Origin of the sequence: Mesorhizobium silamurunense (assembly GCF_014843825.1) — a bacterium.
In the GTDB taxonomy this organism is placed as follows: domain Bacteria; phylum Pseudomonadota; class Alphaproteobacteria; order Rhizobiales; family Rhizobiaceae; genus Mesorhizobium; species Mesorhizobium silamurunense.
The window spans coordinates 17538-35906 of the sequence record NZ_JHQR01000061.1 but is presented as its reverse complement, the minus strand read 5'-3'; the positions used below and the strand labels follow the sequence as shown (position 1 = coordinate 35906).

At 60.1% G+C, this 18369-nt stretch carries 13 protein-coding genes; 5 read left to right on the top strand and 8 right to left on the bottom strand.

Annotated elements, in window-relative coordinates; translation table 11 throughout:
• Positions 1 to 30 precede the first annotated feature (30 nt).
• The 3 genes from DH10_RS06885 to DH10_RS06875 are packed head-to-tail and all read left to right on the top strand — an operon-like array spanning position 31 to position 2907.
• Complete coding sequence (locus DH10_RS06885) at positions 31 to 1266, top strand: trans-sulfuration enzyme family protein (RefSeq protein WP_192246793.1); 1236 nt, start codon at positions 31 to 33, stop codon at positions 1264 to 1266.
• Positions 1267 to 1326: 60 nt separating this feature from the next.
• Positions 1327 to 2229, top strand: coding sequence for a dihydrodipicolinate synthase family protein (locus DH10_RS06880; RefSeq protein WP_192246791.1), 903 nt, complete (start codon positions 1327 to 1329; stop codon positions 2227 to 2229).
• A gap of 33 nt (positions 2230 to 2262) precedes the next feature.
• Complete coding sequence (locus tag DH10_RS06875; protein ID WP_192246789.1) at positions 2263 to 2907, top strand: FMN-binding negative transcriptional regulator; 645 nt, start codon at positions 2263 to 2265, stop codon at positions 2905 to 2907.
• Between the two features lie 361 nt (positions 2908 to 3268).
• Here DH10_RS06875 and DH10_RS06870 read toward each other — a convergent pair whose 3' ends face one another.
• On the bottom strand, positions 3269 to 4162 hold the full coding sequence (locus tag DH10_RS06870) for a LysR family transcriptional regulator (RefSeq protein WP_192246786.1): 894 nt from the start codon (positions 4160 to 4162) through the stop codon (positions 3269 to 3271).
• Positions 4163 to 4520: 358 nt separating this feature from the next.
• On the opposite strand from DH10_RS06870, the gene DH10_RS06865 reads away from it, so the two are divergent.
• Positions 4521 to 4952, top strand: coding sequence for a DoxX family protein (locus DH10_RS06865; protein ID WP_192246784.1), 432 nt, complete (start codon positions 4521 to 4523; stop codon positions 4950 to 4952).
• A gap of 907 nt (positions 4953 to 5859) precedes the next feature.
• On the top strand, positions 5860 to 7164 hold the full coding sequence (locus DH10_RS06860; protein WP_192384539.1) for a SidA/IucD/PvdA family monooxygenase: 1305 nt from the start codon (positions 5860 to 5862) through the stop codon (positions 7162 to 7164).
• 615 nt (positions 7165 to 7779) lie between these two features.
• On the opposite strand, the gene DH10_RS06855 is transcribed toward DH10_RS06860, so the two are convergent.
• The 7 genes from DH10_RS06855 to DH10_RS06825 all read right to left on the bottom strand — a co-directional run bounded on the left by DH10_RS06855 (position 7780) and on the right by DH10_RS06825 (position 18364).
• Positions 7780 to 8427, bottom strand: a complete 648-nt coding sequence (locus DH10_RS06855; RefSeq protein ID WP_095492525.1) for an FkbM family methyltransferase — start codon at positions 8425 to 8427, stop codon at positions 7780 to 7782.
• On the bottom strand, positions 8345 to 8641 hold the full coding sequence (locus tag DH10_RS38125; RefSeq protein WP_376774845.1) for a GNAT family protein: 297 nt from the start codon (positions 8639 to 8641) through the stop codon (positions 8345 to 8347). Before DH10_RS38125 ends, DH10_RS06855 begins: the two co-directional genes overlap by 83 nt.
• A 449-nt stretch (positions 8642 to 9090) precedes the next feature.
• Entirely contained in the window at positions 9091 to 10404 is a 1314-nt protein-coding gene (locus DH10_RS06845; protein ID WP_192246778.1) for an HlyD family type I secretion periplasmic adaptor subunit, read from the bottom strand.
• On the bottom strand, positions 10379 to 12151 hold the full coding sequence (locus DH10_RS06840) for a type I secretion system permease/ATPase (protein WP_246505982.1): 1773 nt from the start codon (positions 12149 to 12151) through the stop codon (positions 10379 to 10381). The genes DH10_RS06845 and DH10_RS06840 overlap by 26 nt, the downstream gene beginning before the upstream one ends.
• 410 nt (positions 12152 to 12561) lie before the next feature.
• Positions 12562 to 13377 (bottom strand): calcium-binding protein, encoded by an 816-nt coding sequence (locus DH10_RS06835; protein WP_192384537.1) that lies wholly within the window; start codon positions 13375 to 13377, stop codon positions 12562 to 12564.
• 666 nt (positions 13378 to 14043) lie between these two features.
• Positions 14044 to 14997: a GDP-L-fucose synthase family protein gene (locus tag DH10_RS06830; protein WP_192246774.1), complete on the bottom strand. Its 954-nt coding sequence runs from the start codon at positions 14995 to 14997 to the stop codon at positions 14044 to 14046.
• A 1126-nt stretch (positions 14998 to 16123) separates the two neighbouring features.
• Positions 16124 to 18364: a mannose-1-phosphate guanylyltransferase/mannose-6-phosphate isomerase gene (locus DH10_RS06825; RefSeq protein WP_192384535.1), complete on the bottom strand. Its 2241-nt coding sequence runs from the start codon at positions 18362 to 18364 to the stop codon at positions 16124 to 16126.
• Positions 18365 to 18369 lie beyond the last annotated feature (5 nt).

Below are 18369 nucleotides of genomic sequence, written 5' to 3'. Positions count from 1 at the left end.
GCCGAAAATCCAAGAGGACACCACAGACCGATGACCAGCACGACCGATCGAACTAAAATGAATGCTCCGGAGCGGTCGCGGAGCGACGCTGACCTCGGCTTCGACACCCGCGCAATCCATTTTGGCTACGATCCGGTCGGATTTTCGAACGCAGTCCAGCCTCCGGTCTTCCTGACGTCCACATATGGCTTTGAGAGCGTGGCGGCTAATGAGGCTGCAGCCGCGCTCGGCGGCAGGCTTTACGCTCGCGAATACAATCCGACGACGGAAATCCTCGAGAAACGGCTCGCCAATCTGGAGGGGGCCGAGGCGGGTCTGGTCGTGGCATCCGGGATGGCTGCCTTCGGCACGCTGATCCTGTCGCTGCTGTCACAGGGCGACGAACTCATCGTCCACAAGACCCTTTACGCGAACACGCTCGCCATGGTCGAACAGGCGGTCCCGCGTTTTGGGATCAAGGTCGTCGCGGTCGATCTGTCCGAGCCAAACAATCTCGATGGCGCGATCACTGACCGGACCCGGCTTGTTTTCTTCGAGACCCCGGTCAACCCGCTGAGCCGCATCCTCGACATCGCCGAAATCGCCGAACGCGCACACGCGCGCGGCGTGAAGGTAGCGGTGGACAGCACCTTTGCCTCGCCCGCGCTCCAGCGGCCGCTGGAACACGGGGCCGATATCGTCATCCACTCGCTGACGAAGTATATCAATGGCCACGGCGATGCTCTCGGCGGGGCGATCTTGGGTGACGCGAAAACACTTCACACGCTGCACGAAACGGGTCTGCGCTATATCACCGGTGCCGCACTATCACCACTCTCGGCGTTCCTGATCCTGCGCGGGCTCAAGACGCTCGCGCTCCGCATGGAGCGACACAGCGCGACGGCTCTTTCGACCGCGCAAGCGCTCGAGGCGCATCCTGCGGTGGCATGGGTGAGCTACCCGTTCCTCGACTCGCATCCCGATCAGGCGATTGCCCGAAAGCAGATGTCCCAGGGATCAGGCATGTTGGCTTTCGGCCTCCACGCCGGGTTCGAGGGCGCGCGCCGCATGATGGACCGGCTCACCCTGGTCACCCGAGCGGTCAGCCTCGGTGATGCTGACAGCCTCATCTACCATCCGGCGAGTCTGACACGAGCCCGTAAGAGCATCCGCAAGGATGCTCATCTTGCCGATGGCGTCGGCGAGGACCTCATGCGTCTCTCGGTCGGTCTGGAGGACGCCGGCGACTTGATCGCCGATCTGAGGCAGGCACTGGAACTGCTCTGATAAGCCGGTTCCCATCTCGCTTCCAACACTGGCGCCCATGCAGAAATTTGGAGCAACGCAATGGCATTCCTGAGCGGGCTTTCCGCATTCCCCATCACGCCGAGTGATCGTGACGGCCGCGTCGATACTAAGGCCCTGCGCAAGCTGATTACACGGCTTTGCGCCGCAAAGGTCGATTCCATCGGCCTTCTCGGCAGCACCGGGACCTACATTTACCTCACGCGCGAAGAGCGGCGACGGGCCCTTGCCGAGGCTTTGGAGGCAGCCGATGGGCAGACGCCGGTCGTGGTGGGCGTGGGCGCGCTACGCACCGACGAGGCGGTAAGGCTCGCGCAGGACGCCAAGGCCCTCGGCGCTGCCGCGGGTTTGCTCGCGGCTGTCTCGTACACCCCGCTCACCGATGACGAGGTCTTCGAACATTTCTCGACCGTGGCGCGCGAAGGTGGCCTTCCGATTGTCATCTACGACAATCCCGGAACGACGCATTTCCATTTCACTCCAGCACTTGTCAGCCGCTTGGCCAAGGTGCCGGGGATCGTCGCCATCAAGAATCCAACGGACAAGAGCGACAAAATCCGAAGCCATCTGGCCGGGCAGAGGAGCATCGTGCCGGAAGGCTTTTCGATCGGCTACAGCGGCGATTGGAATGCCACCGAAGCGATGATCGCCGGAGCCGACACCTGGTACAGCGTGCTGGCCGGCATCCTGCCCGAGGTCTGCATAGAGATTGTCAGGGCGTCGCAGGCGGGCGATGCGATCGAAGCACGCCGCCTCGACGCCGCATTGACGCCAATCTGGGATCTCTTCAAGCAGTTCTCCAGCCTTCGCGTCGTCTATGTGCTCGCCGAATTGCTCGACATTTGCCGCGCCGAACCTCCGAGCCCGATCCTGTCGCTCCCGGCTGTCGCAAAGCGTCAGATCGTCGAGGCGCTGAAACGCCTGCCGGCGGGCATTGCTCAATGAACGGCGAAACCGGCCGACAGTGAAGGAACCGTGATGTACGTACCCCCACATTTCGACGAACCTAGCCAAGAGGCTCTCCACGATCTGATAGAGACGAGCGCCCTTGGCGTATTGATCACCCATGGCAGGAGCGGGCTCGATGCCAATCACATTCCCTTCGAACTCGACCGGGCGCAGGGAAGGCACGGCGCTCTGAACTGCCACGTCGCCCGTAACAACCCGGTCTGGCAGGACGTGTCGACCGGCGATGAGGTGCTCGTCGTGTTCCGCGCGGCCGACGCCTATGTCTCGCCGCAATGGTATCCGAGCAAGCAGGAGTTCCACCGGCAGGTGCCGACCTGGAACTACCTCGTTGCCCATGCATACGGACGGATCACAGTCCGTGACGACGAGAGCTATGTCCGTCACAATGTCGCCAGACTGACCCGCAGGCACGAGGCAGCCCAGCCTGTCCCTTGGAAGATGGGCGACGCGCCTAGGGACTTTATCGACACAATGGTCAAGGCGATCGTCGGACTGGAGATCGAGATCACCCGCCTTGTCGGCAAAGCCAAGCTCAGCCAGAACAAGGAACCCCGCGATATTCGCAATGCTGGCGAAATGCTGAACGCCCAAGGCGACCGGCACATAGGCGAAGCGATGCTTGCGGCCGCCGCCTGGAAGTCCGAACAGGGCTGAGGAATTGCCCCATCGCATCGTGACGACTATCAGTGAAGCTTGCCCTGCTGGACGCGGAGACCCAACGATGAGAGCCAGCCAGCGCGGAGAGCAGGAACATCGCCACGGCGGGCGCAATGGCCCCAGAATGCAGAGGGGCGCAGGCCCATGGCGCGCGGCGGTGACACCGCCGAGCAGCGAACCGATATCGCCGCTCCGTGCCAGTCATCGAGGCTCGTGCGCTGGTGAGGACGTGACCGTCTATTCGGTGGAAAGCCTGCTCGAAATCATCGCCCCCGAGGAAGCTGTCTCGGGCCGCAGCCCTTGCGGTCGAACGAGCATAAGAAAAACCACCTTTTCGCGGACTGACCTCCAATTCGCGCTACCATCTTTGGGAAACGAATTTTTCGATCAGCCACACTGCAGCGGGACCCAGTGCCTTTTCCTTCCTGTAGGCGATAACCAATGGGAAGCTTGGCATCACATCAGAGCCCTCCCAGCTTTCTGGTCTCAGCTCGATCAACCGTGCGGCGGCAATATCTCCCTCAACCCGTGACCGTGGCATTGAACCCCAGCCGACGCCGGCGAGGATGAGGTCGTATTTCGTCTGAAGGTCGTTGACGCGCCACCGGTTGGCTGCATGCACGCCATAGTCTCGCCCACTGTCAACCTGGGGGGCCGGGCTAATAACCAATTGGGTGTAGTCCCGCAGGATCGTTGCGCTGAATGGCCCGTCAATTTTGCCAAGCGGATGCGTTGGTGCCGCGACCGGAACGAGATCGATCCGCCCGCACACCCGCCGCTCGAATTCATCAGGTTGGCGCTCGGCAAGCAAACCCAGGTCAGCTGTTCCATCGCGTAAGGCTTTGGCCGCTGCATCGAAGGTTTCGGTCAAGATGCGAATTTCGACGAAAGGGAAAGCCTGGGTGAATTCCCCAAGCACACGGCTCAGGAGGATCGCTGGCGTGTAGGAGACAACCGCCAGGGTGAGTTCTGCCTCGAGCCCCTTTGAAATTCCTTGCGCCTGGTGCCGCCAATCTGCGACGTCGTCAAGAATCCGCCGTGCGCGCGGTAACAAGGCTTTGCCCGCTTCCGTGAGTGCCGGGCGATAGGCGGAGCGATCAAAAAGAGGGAACCCGCTCTGTTCCTCCAGTTTCTGAATGGTGTAGGTGATCGCGGATTGCGCCCGGTTCATTCGCCGAGCAGCTGCGGCAAAGCTGCCTTCTTCGACGATCGTGACGAATACCAGGAATTGATCGAGGGTGAGCGCGTCCATAGTCATGCCCAAAGATCTGAACGCTTTTCAGAGACCATCCGCGATTCCCGATGCCGAGTGCGCGTGGCCATCTGCCCCACAGCCCCAGTCATCCCTGACTTCGCTTCCATCGATTGTTGGCCAGAAGCCTCTGCAAGGACCAGCGCCGCAGATCGTCGGCATAGGGCCATTTCCGTTCGGATCGCCATGTACAGCGACTATATCAGTTTATTTGAATGACTGCACCGAAATTTGATCGCTTTCTTGGTGGTGCTGCGAACTAAAATCACTCGAACAGGAAGTAACCCAGCCGGCGTATGTGCTGGCTACTTGCTTGCGCCCCGAGAGGTGGTGCTTTTCAGCCTTATGGAGTTATCGCATGTCAAATACCTTGAGTTTTGCGCCAACACAGCCGGCAGGGAAGCCGCTGCGAGCCGGGCTGTGGGTCGCCCAATTGCTCGTTTTTACGTCCTTTACCCTGTTTGGCGGCATGAAGCTGTTCATGCCGGTCGATCAATTGGCGGCAATGTGGGTCTGGCCCGGCGCAGTGCCCCCATGGTTCCTGCACCTTATGGGCCTCATCGACATTGCGGGCGGGTTTGGCGTGCTTTTGCCTGCGCTAACTCGGATTCAGCCACGCCTCACCGTTCTGGCTGCACTTGGTTGTGTGCTGCTGCAAATTGCTGCGATAATCTTTCATTTGTCTCGTGGCGAGGCCTCGGTCGTGCCGCTCAACATCATCCTACTCGCCCTTTCAATGTTCATCCTTTGGGGCCGCGGTAAGAAGGCGCCAATTCCGCCGCGCGGGTGAGAGTCCGAGAGAGTGGAACCGCAAGCTGTTCGATTACTGCGCCATCATGCGCCCGTCACAGTCCTGAAGTCCTCGGGCAGGCTGAACTTCTTCGGCGAGATCGCCGATCTTGCGGAGCCCGCCGATCAATCGGCGGCTTGCCGAGGTCCGCCGCCGTTAGTGCAGCGGTTGCCGCCGGTTCGCCAACGGGGATCTGGCGCATGTCAGGACACCCGGCGGTCCAACAAGCCCTGCGCATACTACTTCGACAAGTTCCGTCTTCCCGTCTCTATGTCTCTCCGCCAAGCTTAATTCGGTCGACCCCCGTGGTACGTGACCCGTATGCCCGGCAGCGGGGGAGGGGCGCCGCCGTGAGGCGTCCGCCTTCTGATCAATGTCGGATTTCCGACAGTGTCGGATTTCCGATTGGACAGTAAATCCGCTAACTCATTGCTTTAATAAAATTTTCGTCTCTGGCTCGGTCTTTGCACGGGGGTCTCCGAACGCATCAGCGAGACGTTGTCCCATGATCATGCTGACCGAAAATGCCGTCGCCGCCGTGAAGACTGCGCTCTCGGGTGCCGCCAGGCCGGCGGAAGGCCGAATACAGGGCCTGTACATAAGGGCCGCTTCCGTCGCGGCCGGGAAACAGCCATTCCTACGGTCGGGGCAGCCGCCAGTAGCCGCGTAAGATGCGCCCGACAGTATCACATAGCGGTTCCGTGCCAGACCCGGATGACGCCGCGCCGCTGTCGATATCGCCAACCTTCGACGGCTCGGAGGCGCGCAGGCCTTTGGCTTACTCGCACATCCGGTCGGGACCGCCGCTCGAGAGTGCCCGCGAGAGGGGAGTAAGCCCAATGGCTATGGCCGATATTCGCCGCGAACATGCCGCTTGGTTTGGGAAACACCAATAGGAGCAAAGCAAGTGGAGCTTTCTTGCATTGGGGTCGGCGCCGGGCCGTCTAATTTGAGTCTTGCGTGTCAGATACACGAAGAAATTGGGCAAGGGGCGCTGTTCCTGGATCGGCAGGTCGACTTCCGCTGGCATCCAGGCATCGCATTCGATTCCTCGGAGCTCCAGGTCAGCCACTTCAAGGATCTGGTCACGCTGGTGAATCCGCGATCAGCCTACACTTTCATAAACTACCTGTACCAGAACGGGCGTCTGTACCACTTCCTGAACGCACAATTCGAGGCCGTGCTCAGAGCTGAGTTCGAGCAATATCTGAACTGGGCCTTCCACAGGAACCCACTTGTCCGTGGCGGCGAGACGGTGCGCGAAATCCGCTTTGACGGCGAGTTTCGGGTGCGGACGGATAACGCGGTTCTCGGCGCCAGAAACGTCGTGGTCGGCATTGGCAAGCAGGCGCAAATTCCGCCTCAGTTTCAGGGCTGGATTGGACGCAACCTGTTCCACTCATCGATTTTATTGCACATCCATCCTGAGGTGCGGAAAAAGCATGTCTGCGTGGTTGGCGGAGGCCAGTCGGGAGCCGAGGTGCTGTTACACCTTGTCGGCCTGCCGAAAGAACGGCGGCCCGCCTCGATCACTTGGGTCTCGCAGCGCGAAAACTACCTGCCTCTCGACAACAGCCCGTTCACAAACGAGTTGTTCATGCCCTGCTTTTCGGATCGTTTCGCGGCGATGAGCGAGTCGCAGCGCAAGCTGCTCTTGCGTCGTTTCGTGCCTGCCTCGGACGGCATTTCGGAAACCACGTTACGCGCGATCTATCAGGCGCTATACCGCCACGCATTTCTCGAGCCAAACCAATGCGACATCACACTACGGCCGGGTTGCAACGTTTCGCGCTGCATCAACGCCGGGGCGGGTCACAGGCTGACCCTGCAGCGCGGCATGGACGATGTCGGAGAAGTTACGGCCGACATCGTCATCCTGGCTACCGGTTACCAGAACGCCCTGCCAGACTTCTTGGAACCGATCGCCGACCGCCTGGAGCAGATCGAGAATGAGTTGGCCCTTCGCGAGGATTTTTCGGTGTGCTGGGACGGACCGCGTGACAGAAGCGTCTTCATACAGAACGCGAGCCTCGGGCAGCGCGGGCTGGCTGATCCGAACCTAAACCTGCTGGCCTGGCGCGCGCGTCGCATCCTCGACAGCCTTCTGGGGCGCGCGCCATGCGCGAAACCCGAGCACCCTGGCTTCATCAGCCGTACCTCCATCGAGAGCTGGCCCGAACCCGTGTCCGAAGAAATGGGCAGTGGGATATGACTCGTCGACTACTGATCATCGGCGGTGGCATCCAAGGAATGATGTCCGCCTCCGCTGCGGCGAAGGCCGGCGCGACTGAACAAGCCCTTGGACCCATCGGCGCATCGCATTATTCTGGGGGCGTGCATTTCCCCTATGGGGCACGGCGAGCGCGCCAGAGTCGGCGCAAAGTATCGAATGTTTGCGCGGATCGCGGCGATGGTATCGAGGGCTGACTGGCTGCAGCCGAGCAGACAAAATCCCCGTGCCTGGTCGCAAACCTCGAGCGCAGCGGCGGTCGCGATCATGTGTGGCAACATCCTCTCGCGATTGCGCCTGGTCAGTGAAAAGATGCCGTGCGACTGCTCATCCATGATTCCGTTCGATTCACCGAGCTCGGCGAAGGCCGCGGTTCAGGTGGCCTCAAGCTGAAAATTCGAGTCCTTCACGGGGACCAATTCCCTTGCCTCGCCTCGCAGAACCTGTTTCCGGCGGATCTGCAAGGCAACCAGGCTTCGGTCCAATCAAGCATGCTGCGACCGCTCACGGTGCGATCCTCGCACCCAAATCCAGCCGCTTGTGGATCTCCAATGAGGATGGAGGGCTGCAGCAGGACAGAAGCAGAACGGGCCCGTTCTAGAGGCTCGTATTCCTAAGCAAAACATCGCCCTCCACTCCGCGTGGATAGCGGGTCACCAATTCGAACGAAGGCAAAAGATCAAGAATGGCTTGCAGGGACAGCTGCCCTTCATAGAGCTCGTGGTCGCTATATTCCGTGTAGATAAAGCGCGTGTTGCTCAAGGTCTGTCTGCCGCCAGCAATGACATCTGACTCGGCTCCCTGCACATCCATCCAGATGAAATCGATCTTGTTCAGGTTCGCTTCGCTGCACCAGTCGTCAAGCCTTCGAGTTTCAACTGAGATGGGGCGATCGAACCGAACCCAAGCATGTTCGACAAGATGATTCTTGGGTCGGCGTATCGAGCCAGATTGGTCCCATTCCTTTGCGCTCCCTTCTCCATTGCTTGGATGGAAATCAATCGTGCCATTTCGGTTGCTGAGCGCGATTTCAAACAGTTTCACCTTGTCCAGGTACGGATTCATGTTTTTCTTAAAGCGAGCAGCCGCGCGAGGGTCTGGCTCAAAGCAGTAGAGCTGAGCCTTCGGGCAAAGCCTGAGAAAACGTCGCGTATCGGTTCCGTCATTGCAGCCGATGTCCAAGATGACGGGATCGGGTTTTTGCAGTAGTGAAACGATATGCCGATGTACTTTTAATGAAGAGATCGGTTCCTGCATATGTATTTCCATCGAACTTTACCCTCAACGCCTCAATTGCACACGCGACATCCCTGGAAGGTATATCAACCGGAACTCCGGGGGCTAGCGCCAGCCAACTGCGATTTGTTTCGAATGATCCCGCCTCGACCGCGCCGGTCGGTCCATGAATCTTTCGGAAGAAGTTGGACAGTTTGACTGGTCGGCGAGTGGGAGCTCGCATTCTCAGTAGACCTGTTCTCCCGGCCGACGTTTTCATATCCGCTATTCTCTATAATTCGTAAAATCGATTGTATTGATGGAACGCATCCGCACGATGGATGTTTGGCAAGCCATGCACCTGTGATTGGCCGGGAGAGGACTACGCTTCGCCGGGTGGCGCTTACGCGGACCCGATCACGACGGTGTCCGTCGAATGATGACGTTTCAGATCAGACGGATCTCGACGCCCGCCGCGTCTGCACTTCAGTGGAACATGAAGAATCTCTCAATCCGTTTCTTCTCGTATAGGCAATAAACCTCCTCCTTGCGCTAGATCTAAAACTTCGGCGACAGGTATAGAAAGCATTCTCGCGACGTTGAAATACCAGTGAACATTACGGAATTCTCTGCCTTAGTCTTAAACTCCAGTTATCTTAAAATAAGACGTCAGCAGCAAAAAGGTCTAATATTCTATTCCTCGCGGAATGCCCGACTGATTTGGTCGGATAGCGGCTTCACAAGATAGGAAAGCGCCGTACGCTCACTCGTCTGGACCATTGCTTCGGCCGGCATGCCAGGCACGAGCGTCAGGTCCTTGAGCTTTGTCAGTTCCGCATGCGGGACCGATATGCGCACCAGATAATAGGAAATGCCGGTCTTTTCGTCCGTCGCCAGATCGGCTGCGATCCGGCTGACATATCCGTTCAATTCGGGCGTGGTTCTCAGATTGAAGGCTGACATCCGCAGCACGGCCTTGTGACCAAGCTGGATTTGATCGATGTCCTTGGGGGTGATCCGCAATTCCAGCGCGAGATCGTCGCCTTCTGGCACAATTAGCATAATCGGATCGGCGGGCGTGATCACTCCGCCGATCGTATGAACTGCGAGTTGTTGAACGATGCCCGATTGCGGCGCGACAATATCGATCCGTCGCAGTTCGTCTTCAGCCGCCACCTTGCGCTCGACATATTCCCCTACTTGCGCCTGAACCTCTCTGAGCTCCTGGCCGACTTCCGTCTTGAGATCCTGATCGATCTGCAGGATCTGCAGGCGCGTTTCGGTTATGCGGCCTGCCGACTGTGCCTGATAGGCGATCTTCTCACCGCGTTCGCCGCCGAAAGTGACAACCTGCGTCTTCAGGCTGTTCAAGCGTTGGTCCGAGACAATTCCTTGTTCGCGCAACCCACTCAGGGCAGCAATTTCCTTTTGGAGAATCTCGATGCCTTTCTCATAGGCAATCTCCTGCGCCTGGAGTCCCTCCATCTCGTGCTCATATTGGGTAATGCGCTCCGCTAACTGGGCCCGCCTTCCTTCGCGGGATTGTCTGCGGAATTCGAACAGCCGCGTCTCACTATGTATTGCCGAAGCTACGTCCGGAACATCTCTGCGGGCAAGCAGCCAGTCCGGGAAGGCGATCTCCGCCAGATCGTCACGCTCAGCTTCGAGCCGTGCCAGCCGGGCGGCCAGCTCATCGAGCCGCTTGGTGACGATGGCGAGATTGGCGCGCGTCTGGGTGGCATCGAGCCGCATGACGATGTCGCCGTCTTTTACCTTATCGCCTTCGCGCACCAGGATTTCTCCCACCACCCCGCCGGTTGGGTGCTGCACCTTCTTCACATAGGAATCGACAACAAAGTGTCCGGACGCGACAACCGCACCGGAGAGATCCGTGACGGCCGCCCAGACTCCGGCTCCTCCGACAAAGATCACGCTCGCCAGTAGGCCTGCCGACAGGTGCCGGCGAATGGAGCTGGAAACGTCATTGTTCTGATCGATGCCGGACATCGGGATCCTCCATGTCAGCGCACTCTCGCACGTTATCCTGCGTCGACCCGGTGGCCGTGACCCCGGCGCCTGGTGCCATCGCTCCAGCCTTCAGGACCTTGGGAAGCACCTCATCACGCAGACCGAAGGCTCTCTGCCGCCCACCTTCCATCATCAACACGTAATCCACGGCGCGGATGGCGCTCGGCCGATGGGCGACGACAACCGCAACGCCCCTACGCTCGCGGACGGAGGCGATCGCCTCAACGACGGCGGCCTCGCCTTCCGCATCAAGATTGGCATTGGGTTCATCAAGCACAACAAGGAACGGGTCGCGATAGAGAGCACGGGCAAGACCGATACGCTGACGCTGCCCGGCCGAAAGTGCCGATCCGGCCTCACCGATCGGAGTTTCGTAACCCTGCTCAAATCGGAGGATCAGTTCGTGCGTGCCCGCTGCCTTCGCCGCGGCGACAATAGCCTCAGGGTCAGGATTATTTTCAAAACGAGCGATGTTTTCGGCAATGGTGCCGTCGAACAGTTCAACGCCTTGCGGCAGATAACCGACATGACGGCCCAGTGCTTCCCGGTCCCATTGATCGAGGCTTGCGCTGTCGATGCGAACCTTTCCGGCGGCCGGCGCCCATGCGCCGACGATGGCCCGCGAGAGTGTCGACTTGCCGGAACCCGATGCACCGATGACCCCGAGTGCGCTTCCGGCCTGAACGGCAAACGCAAGGCCGGTCACGGTCGGCTTCTTTTCGCCGGGCGGAACGATTGTCACGCCTTCGACGCGCAGTTCGCGTTCAGGTGCAGGCATTGGCATAACAGGGCCGGGTTCAGTGACCTTTGCCATGAGGTCGTCCAGCCGGGCCCAACTCTGGCGCGCCATAAGGAAGGGTTTCCAGTTCGAAATGGCCAGATCGACCGGAGCCAGCGCACGCCCCATCATGATCGAGCTGGCAACCATGACCCCGGCCGTAGCCTCCTGCCTGATGACCAAGTACGCGCCGACGGCAAGAATGGCCGATTGCAGCATCACGCGCAGCGACTTTGAAATGCCACCGAGTCCACCTGCGACGTCCCCTGCTTTCCGATTGGCAGCCAGATACTTGGCATTGGCCTGGTGCCATCGGGCAGCGATCCGCTTTCCGAGACCGAGAGCTTGCACGACCTCGGCATTGCGGCGTGCTGCTTCCAGTAGGCCATTGCGGACCATATTGTGGGCAATGGTATCGCGTATCGGCCGCTGCGAGAGGCCGTTAAGAAATGTCAGAGATATGAGGACGATCGCCCCAATAAGCGCCGTCATGCCGATCCAGAAATGAAAGAGGAAGCAAATGCCAAGATAAAGCAGCATCCATGGCAGATCTAAGAACGCGGTCGGACCGTTTCCACCTAGGAATCCGCGAACATTGTCGAGATCGCGAAGCGGCTGCAAGCCGTCGCCCGGCATGCGCGTTGAAAGCGGAAGGCGAACGATAGCATCGTGAACGCGTCCGGAAAACTGTCCATCGAAACGCTCGCCGATCCGGAGCAGCACGCGGGCGCGCAGAATGTCGAGCATGCATTGGAACGCAAAAAGCCCCGCAGCAAGCACGACGAGCCCCACTAGCGTCGGTACGCTGCCACTTGCAAGAACGCGGTCGTAGACCTGCAGCATGAACAGCGGCGAGGTCAGCGCAAGCAGGTTGACCACACAACTGATCAATAAAACTCCCCAAATAGTGGAAGTCAGAGGGAAGGGTCTCAAAGCTGAAACGTTCAAGGAATGGTTACTCAGGGAGGGCCTCCGTTAACAAGCATTGTGAAGATCTGGCGATCCAGCACCGGATAGTCCTCGCCGAACGGGCCTACGACACCGACCGCATCCGCTCGCTGATTCAGGATCAGTGCTCCCGCCGACTATGTTAACCCGGCATCGATGGAGCGGGTCAACAACACCGTCCGGCTGAAGCTTTGGAAGGGCAATGTCATCGTCGCCGGCCGAAAGGGCCCGAACAGCCTTACCGCCTCGACCCTTCAAGGAGGATTCGGTGTACGACCAGCGCGACGCGCATGGCTTCATCAATCTTACACGCTGCGCCGGCTCTCGGGCGCCACGGCCAGCCGCAAGTAGCTGAAAAGGAAAGCGCCCGCCGGGGGTGGCGGGGCGCGGGTTCCGTACGGGTTTCCGGATCAAACGAAGCTGAAGTCCGACGCGGTCAGGCCCATGCCGGCCAGGTCGGCCAAGCTGTGTATACCGCTCAGGTGAACGAAGTCCTCCGCGTGGTTCTCGGAGGTGACATAGGCCAAATTCGCCATTCCGTTGATGCCGTCGTTGTAGTGGTAGACGATGATGTCGCCGGGGGCCTCGCCGGAGATCGCATTCGCGGCGGCAGAGGCAGAGGTGAAAGGTTCGTCAGTGATCACCACGACGTGCTCGCCGTTCGCACCCGAGGCCGCACCGCTGTAGAAGCTGCTCACCGGGGAGCCAGACTGTACGCTGGCGTTATTGATGAAGTTCGCCCCAAAGCCGTCGTTGTCGAGGCCCACCGCATCGAAGGCGAACTTATCCTCCGTCCGGTCGAAATCGACGATAGTGCTGATGTCCGGCTTCGACCAAACGACCCTCGGGTCGACCCCAGACATCGGATTGTGGAACTGGAACAGGAACGTGTCATTGTCGGCGCCCCCGATCAGAGTGTCCTCGCCGTCACCCACGTAGAGGACGTCCTCGCCGGGACCGCCGTTGAGCTTGTCATTGTCCTCGCCGACGATGCGTGGTTTGTCGCGGCCGTTGTCGCCGGAGAGATGGTCCCAGCCATCTTCGCCGAAGATGCGGTCGTTGCCCTCGCCGCCGATGGCTTGGTCACTGCCCTCGCCAGCCGAGATTTCGTCATTGCCACCACGGCCGTCAAGCCAGTCATTGCCCTCGTAACCCGCCATCCAATCCTCAAGCTCGCTGCCGAGGAGCGTTTCGGAACGCGGGCCACCCTCGATAATTTTTGCCATCGCAAATACTCCTTATGATGCGGCCCACCACGCCAGCTGGCGAGCCTTCATATTCGTTATCGGATCATCAGAGTAATCGTTTGCGTTGATAGAACACATTTACGGGATGGATGCGTTCAGGTGCACTTCGCCTCTCTGCTTAGCAGTTGCGGACCTCCCTGGCGGCGGGCGACACTGGTCGGCCGGGCAATCGGATCTGAGGATTCGACGCGTCAGCGGGGAGTGAAATTCCGAGTCGTGCTGCGCATTTTTACGCCGCAGCCTTCCTGTGAGCTGGCCCAGGCCTCCTGCAAAAGCTGCCAACCGGGATGTTCGTTCGGCGCAATATCGATGTGTCGATCTCATAGGCGCGCTCGACTCGGGTCGGCGACAGTCCTGACCACGGTGTACCGGACCTCCCATGGGGACGCGCACGGCCGCGGACAGGCAAACAACCAGGGTCCTGCCGCCTCCAACGTCGTGGCAGGTCGCGTGCGGTCCCGCGCCGGTCGCCGTCCGCAATATGCCGACGATGATGCCCTGATGTGTGCTGCTAGCGGCCTAATTTGGGGCGAACCAGGCCGTTAGCCGGTATATGAACGCTTCACGCACCTCTCACGCCGGCGGTGCCAGATTTGAATGGCGCAGGAAAGTTGGAACCAGCCAGCCAGGCTGTGAGCACCAACGTCAAGCTTTATGATGGCGGAGAAAATCCTCGTGCGTCGCTTGCAACCCGGCACCAAGAGACGTTTTGGCTTTCCAGCCAAGAGTATGCAAGCGCGATACGTCCAGCAGCTTGCGGGGCGTGCCGTCTGGCTTCGTCGAGTCGAACACCAAATCGCCCTCGTAGCCGACCGTCGCCTTAATCAATTCCGCCAGTTCGCGAATTGTGACGTCCTCTCCAACGCCAACATTGATCAGAGGCGCGGTCTCGGGTGCCGTCAAGGCGCCAAAATCCGAATCCCGCAGGCCAAGCAGGAATGCAATGGCATCCCCTATATCCAAAGAGTACATGAACTCTCGCCGGGGCCTTCCGGATCCCCAGACCACGACCGAGGAGTCACCGTTCATTCTGGCCTGATGAAAACGTCGCATCAGAGCTGGCAGAACGTGAGAGTTGTCGGGGTGATAATTATCTCCGGGACCGTACAAGTTGGTCGGCATCAACGCGAGATAGCGCGTCCGGTACTGTCGGTTGAAAGACCAGCATGATTCAACGCCTGCTATCTTTGCCAAAGCGTAGGGACGATTTGTCGCTTCAAGCGGACCGGATAGAAGGTAGTCCTCTCGTATCGGTTGCGGGCAATCTCGTGGGTAGATACACGAGCTACCAAGAAAGATCATCCGCTCGACGCCGGATGCGTGGGCGGCATCAAAAACGCTGACTTGAATCGCGAGATTGTTGTGAAGGAAATCAACCGGAAAGCTTGCGTTGGCAAGAATCCCACCAACCTTTGCGGCGCACATAATGACGTAATCCGGTCTTTTCGACATAAAGAACTCGCGGGTCGCGGTCCGATCGAAGAGATCCAGTTCATCGTGAGTCCGCGTTATTATTTCATACGATTCTAAGGCCTCGAGGGCTCTCACTGTGGCGGATCCAACGAGGCCGCGATGGCCGGCTACATAGACTTTTTTCATGTCTTCATTCTCAACTGCTTACGTTTGGATATCGGACGGAGCTGTCAGCCTGCGTGCCGCGTTCACCGCCGGCTGCCAGAGAAATCGCGTAAGCGCCCATGCACGTGGGGAAGCTCGTCGCGTCGAGCCAATGCGGCGTAGCCTGGGCAGACGAATGAACCTGGCCGCATGGACATGCGCTTCAGTGATTGTTCGGCGTACACGAGAAATTTCTCCTCGGGGCGAACGCGAATATCGATAACTATTCTTAGAGCTCGCATCCTTGAATTGTTCCAATGCAACGTTCTGCAAGATTGGTGAAATCGTTTGTTTCGATGAAATTCATCCACGATATGGATAGCCGGGGACATGCTTCAACGGTGATCTAAATCTCGCCCCGCGTGATAGACCAGAAACGCTCGCCCACCCCGTCCTCGACGGCAGACCGCGGCGCGCTCGGAGTGGCGCTTCCACCACCCGCCCAAAATGTGCTCTCCGTCGTTGAGGCCCGCCCCGGCGCACGCCGCGCCAGGTAAACGTGACGGGACGGTGATCGGGCAGAACCAGTCATCGTCTCGACCGCCTCCGGCCTGGGCAGTAGGCGTGCCAGCCGCAGCCTATAACCGGGCCAGAGGTCACCGGTATCCGGGGCCGTCACCATCCGCCTTACGGGTCGTGCCGCTCAACGGCGCCATGCGATAAAGACGATCCGTGCCGATGCAATTGGCGATCGAAATCGATGAGAGCGGAAACGTCCGCCTTCTGCTCTGCGGCGAGCGATGAAGAGCGTCTCGGGATACGAGTGGCTCGGCGATCGTCGCCCCAAGGCGTTGGATGTCGAAGCCGGGGTCGTGCAATCTTGCCGGAGAGGAGGGCCAGGCACTTCGGCTCGTGCAGAGGCTTCGCCGTGCCGACGCGGGTCGCCTCGATGCGGTTGTCGACCCTTTGGGGAGGAGATCGAGGCGCCGAGCGCCGAGGCTCTTTCGCGTCGAGCGTCTCAGAGCTGGACCACCAGCTTGATGCTATAGCGCTTCCGTTTCGTCAGAAGGCTACTACTCCTGGTGGCTTGCAGCAGCCTTCAGCCTACCTCAGCAAGGCGGCCGTCAGCGTGGGAATACCTTGCGGGGAGATTGGCAACTCCGATCCCTCAGCTCTCCGTCTCTACCGTCCCGTCCAGATACTGAGTGAGCGCGCAGACCAAATGGTAGAAGATGCTGGCCGGCACGTCTGACGCCAGCGGGCGGCCGTGTTCGTCGATGCGGTCGATCCACAGGCCGAGCGGCGCTGGGTCGATGTGCCAGCGGAACAGGCGGCCGACGCGCGCCTCGACCTCGGGCTTGAGGTCAGGCCCGCCCGAACCATCCAGCGCAATCGCCGCCTTGATCGCTTCGGCTTGCGGCCAGCTGCGCGACACTCCGTCTCGCGGCAGGCCCTGCCGCGAGACGGCGCCGTAGGCAAGGCCGGTGGCACGGTTGAGACCATTGGCGACGGCCGAGGCATAGAGCTTCCTGGCAAAGCCGGTCAATTCCATCTGGCCGCTGCGGCTGGCGAAATCGACCAGCAGCGAGGCCCATTCGAAATGGTGACCGGGTTCGGTCCATGAGCCTTTCTCGCCCGTGGCCGGCTTCCATTCGGCATCGAAATATTCGCCAAGCGTCCAGCTTTCCGGGTCGAAGAAATGGCTGCGAAACAGGTCGATGATGCGCGCGGCGCGTCGAAGATAGGCACGGTCGCCGGTCGCCTGATGCCAGGCCAGGAAGGCCTCGAGCAGATGCATGTGCGGGTTGGAACGCCGTTCGCCCTCGCCGCTCGAGGTTTCCAGGAAGCCAGTCATGCGCTCATCCTCGAGATGGGCATCGAGGAAGGCGAAGGTTTCCTCGCCGAGCAGCAAGGCATCGGGGTTGCCTGATATATGGGCGTGCGCCAGCGCCAGCAGCACGCAGGAATGGTCGTAGGCATCCTCGGCGGGATCTGCGACGCTGCCGTCGACATTCAGCGTGCGCACCCAGCCGCCATTGTCGGTGCGGCCGTTCCTCGCCATGAATTCGATCCCGTGACCGATCAGCCGGTCGGCCGGACCGTCCCAGCCGCGCGCCTTGGCAACGGCGAAGGCATAGACCTGCCTTGCCATGGTGCGCATGCGCTTGGGTTTCATCAGCGGCATGCCGTCAAAACCCAGCGCCTCGTGGAAGCCGCCATGGCGCTCGTCGACACCTGATGTCGACCACAGCGGCAAGGTTTCCTCGAACAGCCAGTGACGAACGCGCCGCCGCCAGGCGCCGCTCTCGATGACGCGGTCATGCGCCGGCGTGAAGCGGGTCTCCAGCCGGCCCGACTTTTCCAGCTGTTCGACGATCTTCTTGACGTGCTGGCTGTGGCTGACCGGGGCGACGAAGGTGGCGTCGGCAGTGGAGACGATGGCGACATCCTTCATGCCGATGGCCGACAAAAGCCGGCCTTCGCTGCGGATATAGGAGTTCTTGCAATCGATGGCGACGACATCGCCGATGATGACATTGCCCTGGCTGTCGGATGGACCGACATCGAGCAGCGACTGCCAGGAGCCTAGATCGTTCCAGCGAAAGCCGGCCGGCACCATCGTAATGTCTTTTGCGCGCTCCATGATGGCGTAGTCGATCGAGTTCGAGGGAATGGCCGCGTAGAGTTCCAGCGGCATGTAGAGACCGGACAGATCCGATGTCGCCGCCTTGTAGGCCGCCTCGGTGGCCTGCCAGATGTCGGGCTGGAACGCCGCAAAGGCGTCGCGCATGGCGCCAGCGCGAAACAGGAAGATGCCCGTGTTCCAGTAGAAGTTTCCGGCTTGGAGATAGCTCTGCGCCGTCGCATGGTCCGGCTTTTCGACGAAGCGCGACACGTTCAAGGTGTCACTCTTCTCAGCTGACACCTCGATATAGCCATAACCGGTCTCGGGTTGGGTCGGCTTGATGCCGAACACCACCAGCCGGCCGGCGCGTGCCGCCTCTGCTCCGGCCTCGACACTTTGCCAGAACTGCCGCGCCGTCGAGATCTCGTGATCGGACGGTACCACCAGCACCAGGCTGTCGCCGAACTCGGAGAGCGTGCGCAGCGTGGCCAGCGCAACGGCAGCCGCGGTGTTGCGGCCTGTCGGCTCGAACAGTGGGCCGCCGCCGGAAAGATCGAGGCCGGCAAGGTCGGCATGGACGCGCTCGGCATGCCGTTCCGAGGCGATCAGGAAGATCGGTGTTTCCCCATCAGCCCTTGCCGTCAGCCGACGCAACGTCTTGGCCAGCATCGAACCGTCGCCCGAAAAATCATGGAACTGCTTGGGATTGTCCTCGCGCGACAGCGGCCAGAGCCGCGAACCAACGCCGCCGCTCATGACAAAACTGACGATCCGGTCGGCCATTTCGT

What these genes read in the sequence shown, in the direction of transcription:
- DH10_RS06870 (WP_192246786.1), bottom strand. Translation starts at nt 4,162, where the DNA reads ATGGACGCGCTCACCCTCGATCAATTCCTGGTATTCGTCACGATCGTC.
- DH10_RS06835 (WP_192384537.1), bottom strand. Translation starts at nt 13,377, where the DNA reads ATGGCAAAAATTATCGAGGGTGGCCCGCGTTCCGAAACGCTCCTCGGC.
- DH10_RS06865 (WP_192246784.1), top strand. Translation starts at nt 4,521, where the DNA reads ATGTCAAATACCTTGAGTTTTGCGCCAACACAGCCGGCAGGGAAGCCG.
- DH10_RS06880 (WP_192246791.1), top strand. Translation starts at nt 1,327, where the DNA reads ATGGCATTCCTGAGCGGGCTTTCCGCATTCCCCATCACGCCGAGTGAT.
- DH10_RS06825 (WP_192384535.1), bottom strand. Translation starts at nt 18,364, where the DNA reads ATGGCCGACCGGATCGTCAGTTTTGTCATGAGCGGCGGCGTTGGTTCG.
- DH10_RS06875 (WP_192246789.1), top strand. Translation starts at nt 2,263, where the DNA reads ATGTACGTACCCCCACATTTCGACGAACCTAGCCAAGAGGCTCTCCAC.
- DH10_RS06845 (WP_192246778.1), bottom strand. Translation starts at nt 10,404, where the DNA reads ATGTCCGGCATCGATCAGAACAATGACGTTTCCAGCTCCATTCGCCGG.
- DH10_RS06830 (WP_192246774.1), bottom strand. Translation starts at nt 14,997, where the DNA reads ATGAAAAAAGTCTATGTAGCCGGCCATCGCGGCCTCGTTGGATCCGCC.
- DH10_RS38125 (WP_376774845.1), bottom strand. Translation starts at nt 8,641, where the DNA reads ATGCGAGCTCCCACTCGCCGACCAGTCAAACTGTCCAACTTCTTCCGA.
- DH10_RS06885 (WP_192246793.1), top strand. Translation starts at nt 31, where the DNA reads ATGACCAGCACGACCGATCGAACTAAAATGAATGCTCCGGAGCGGTCG.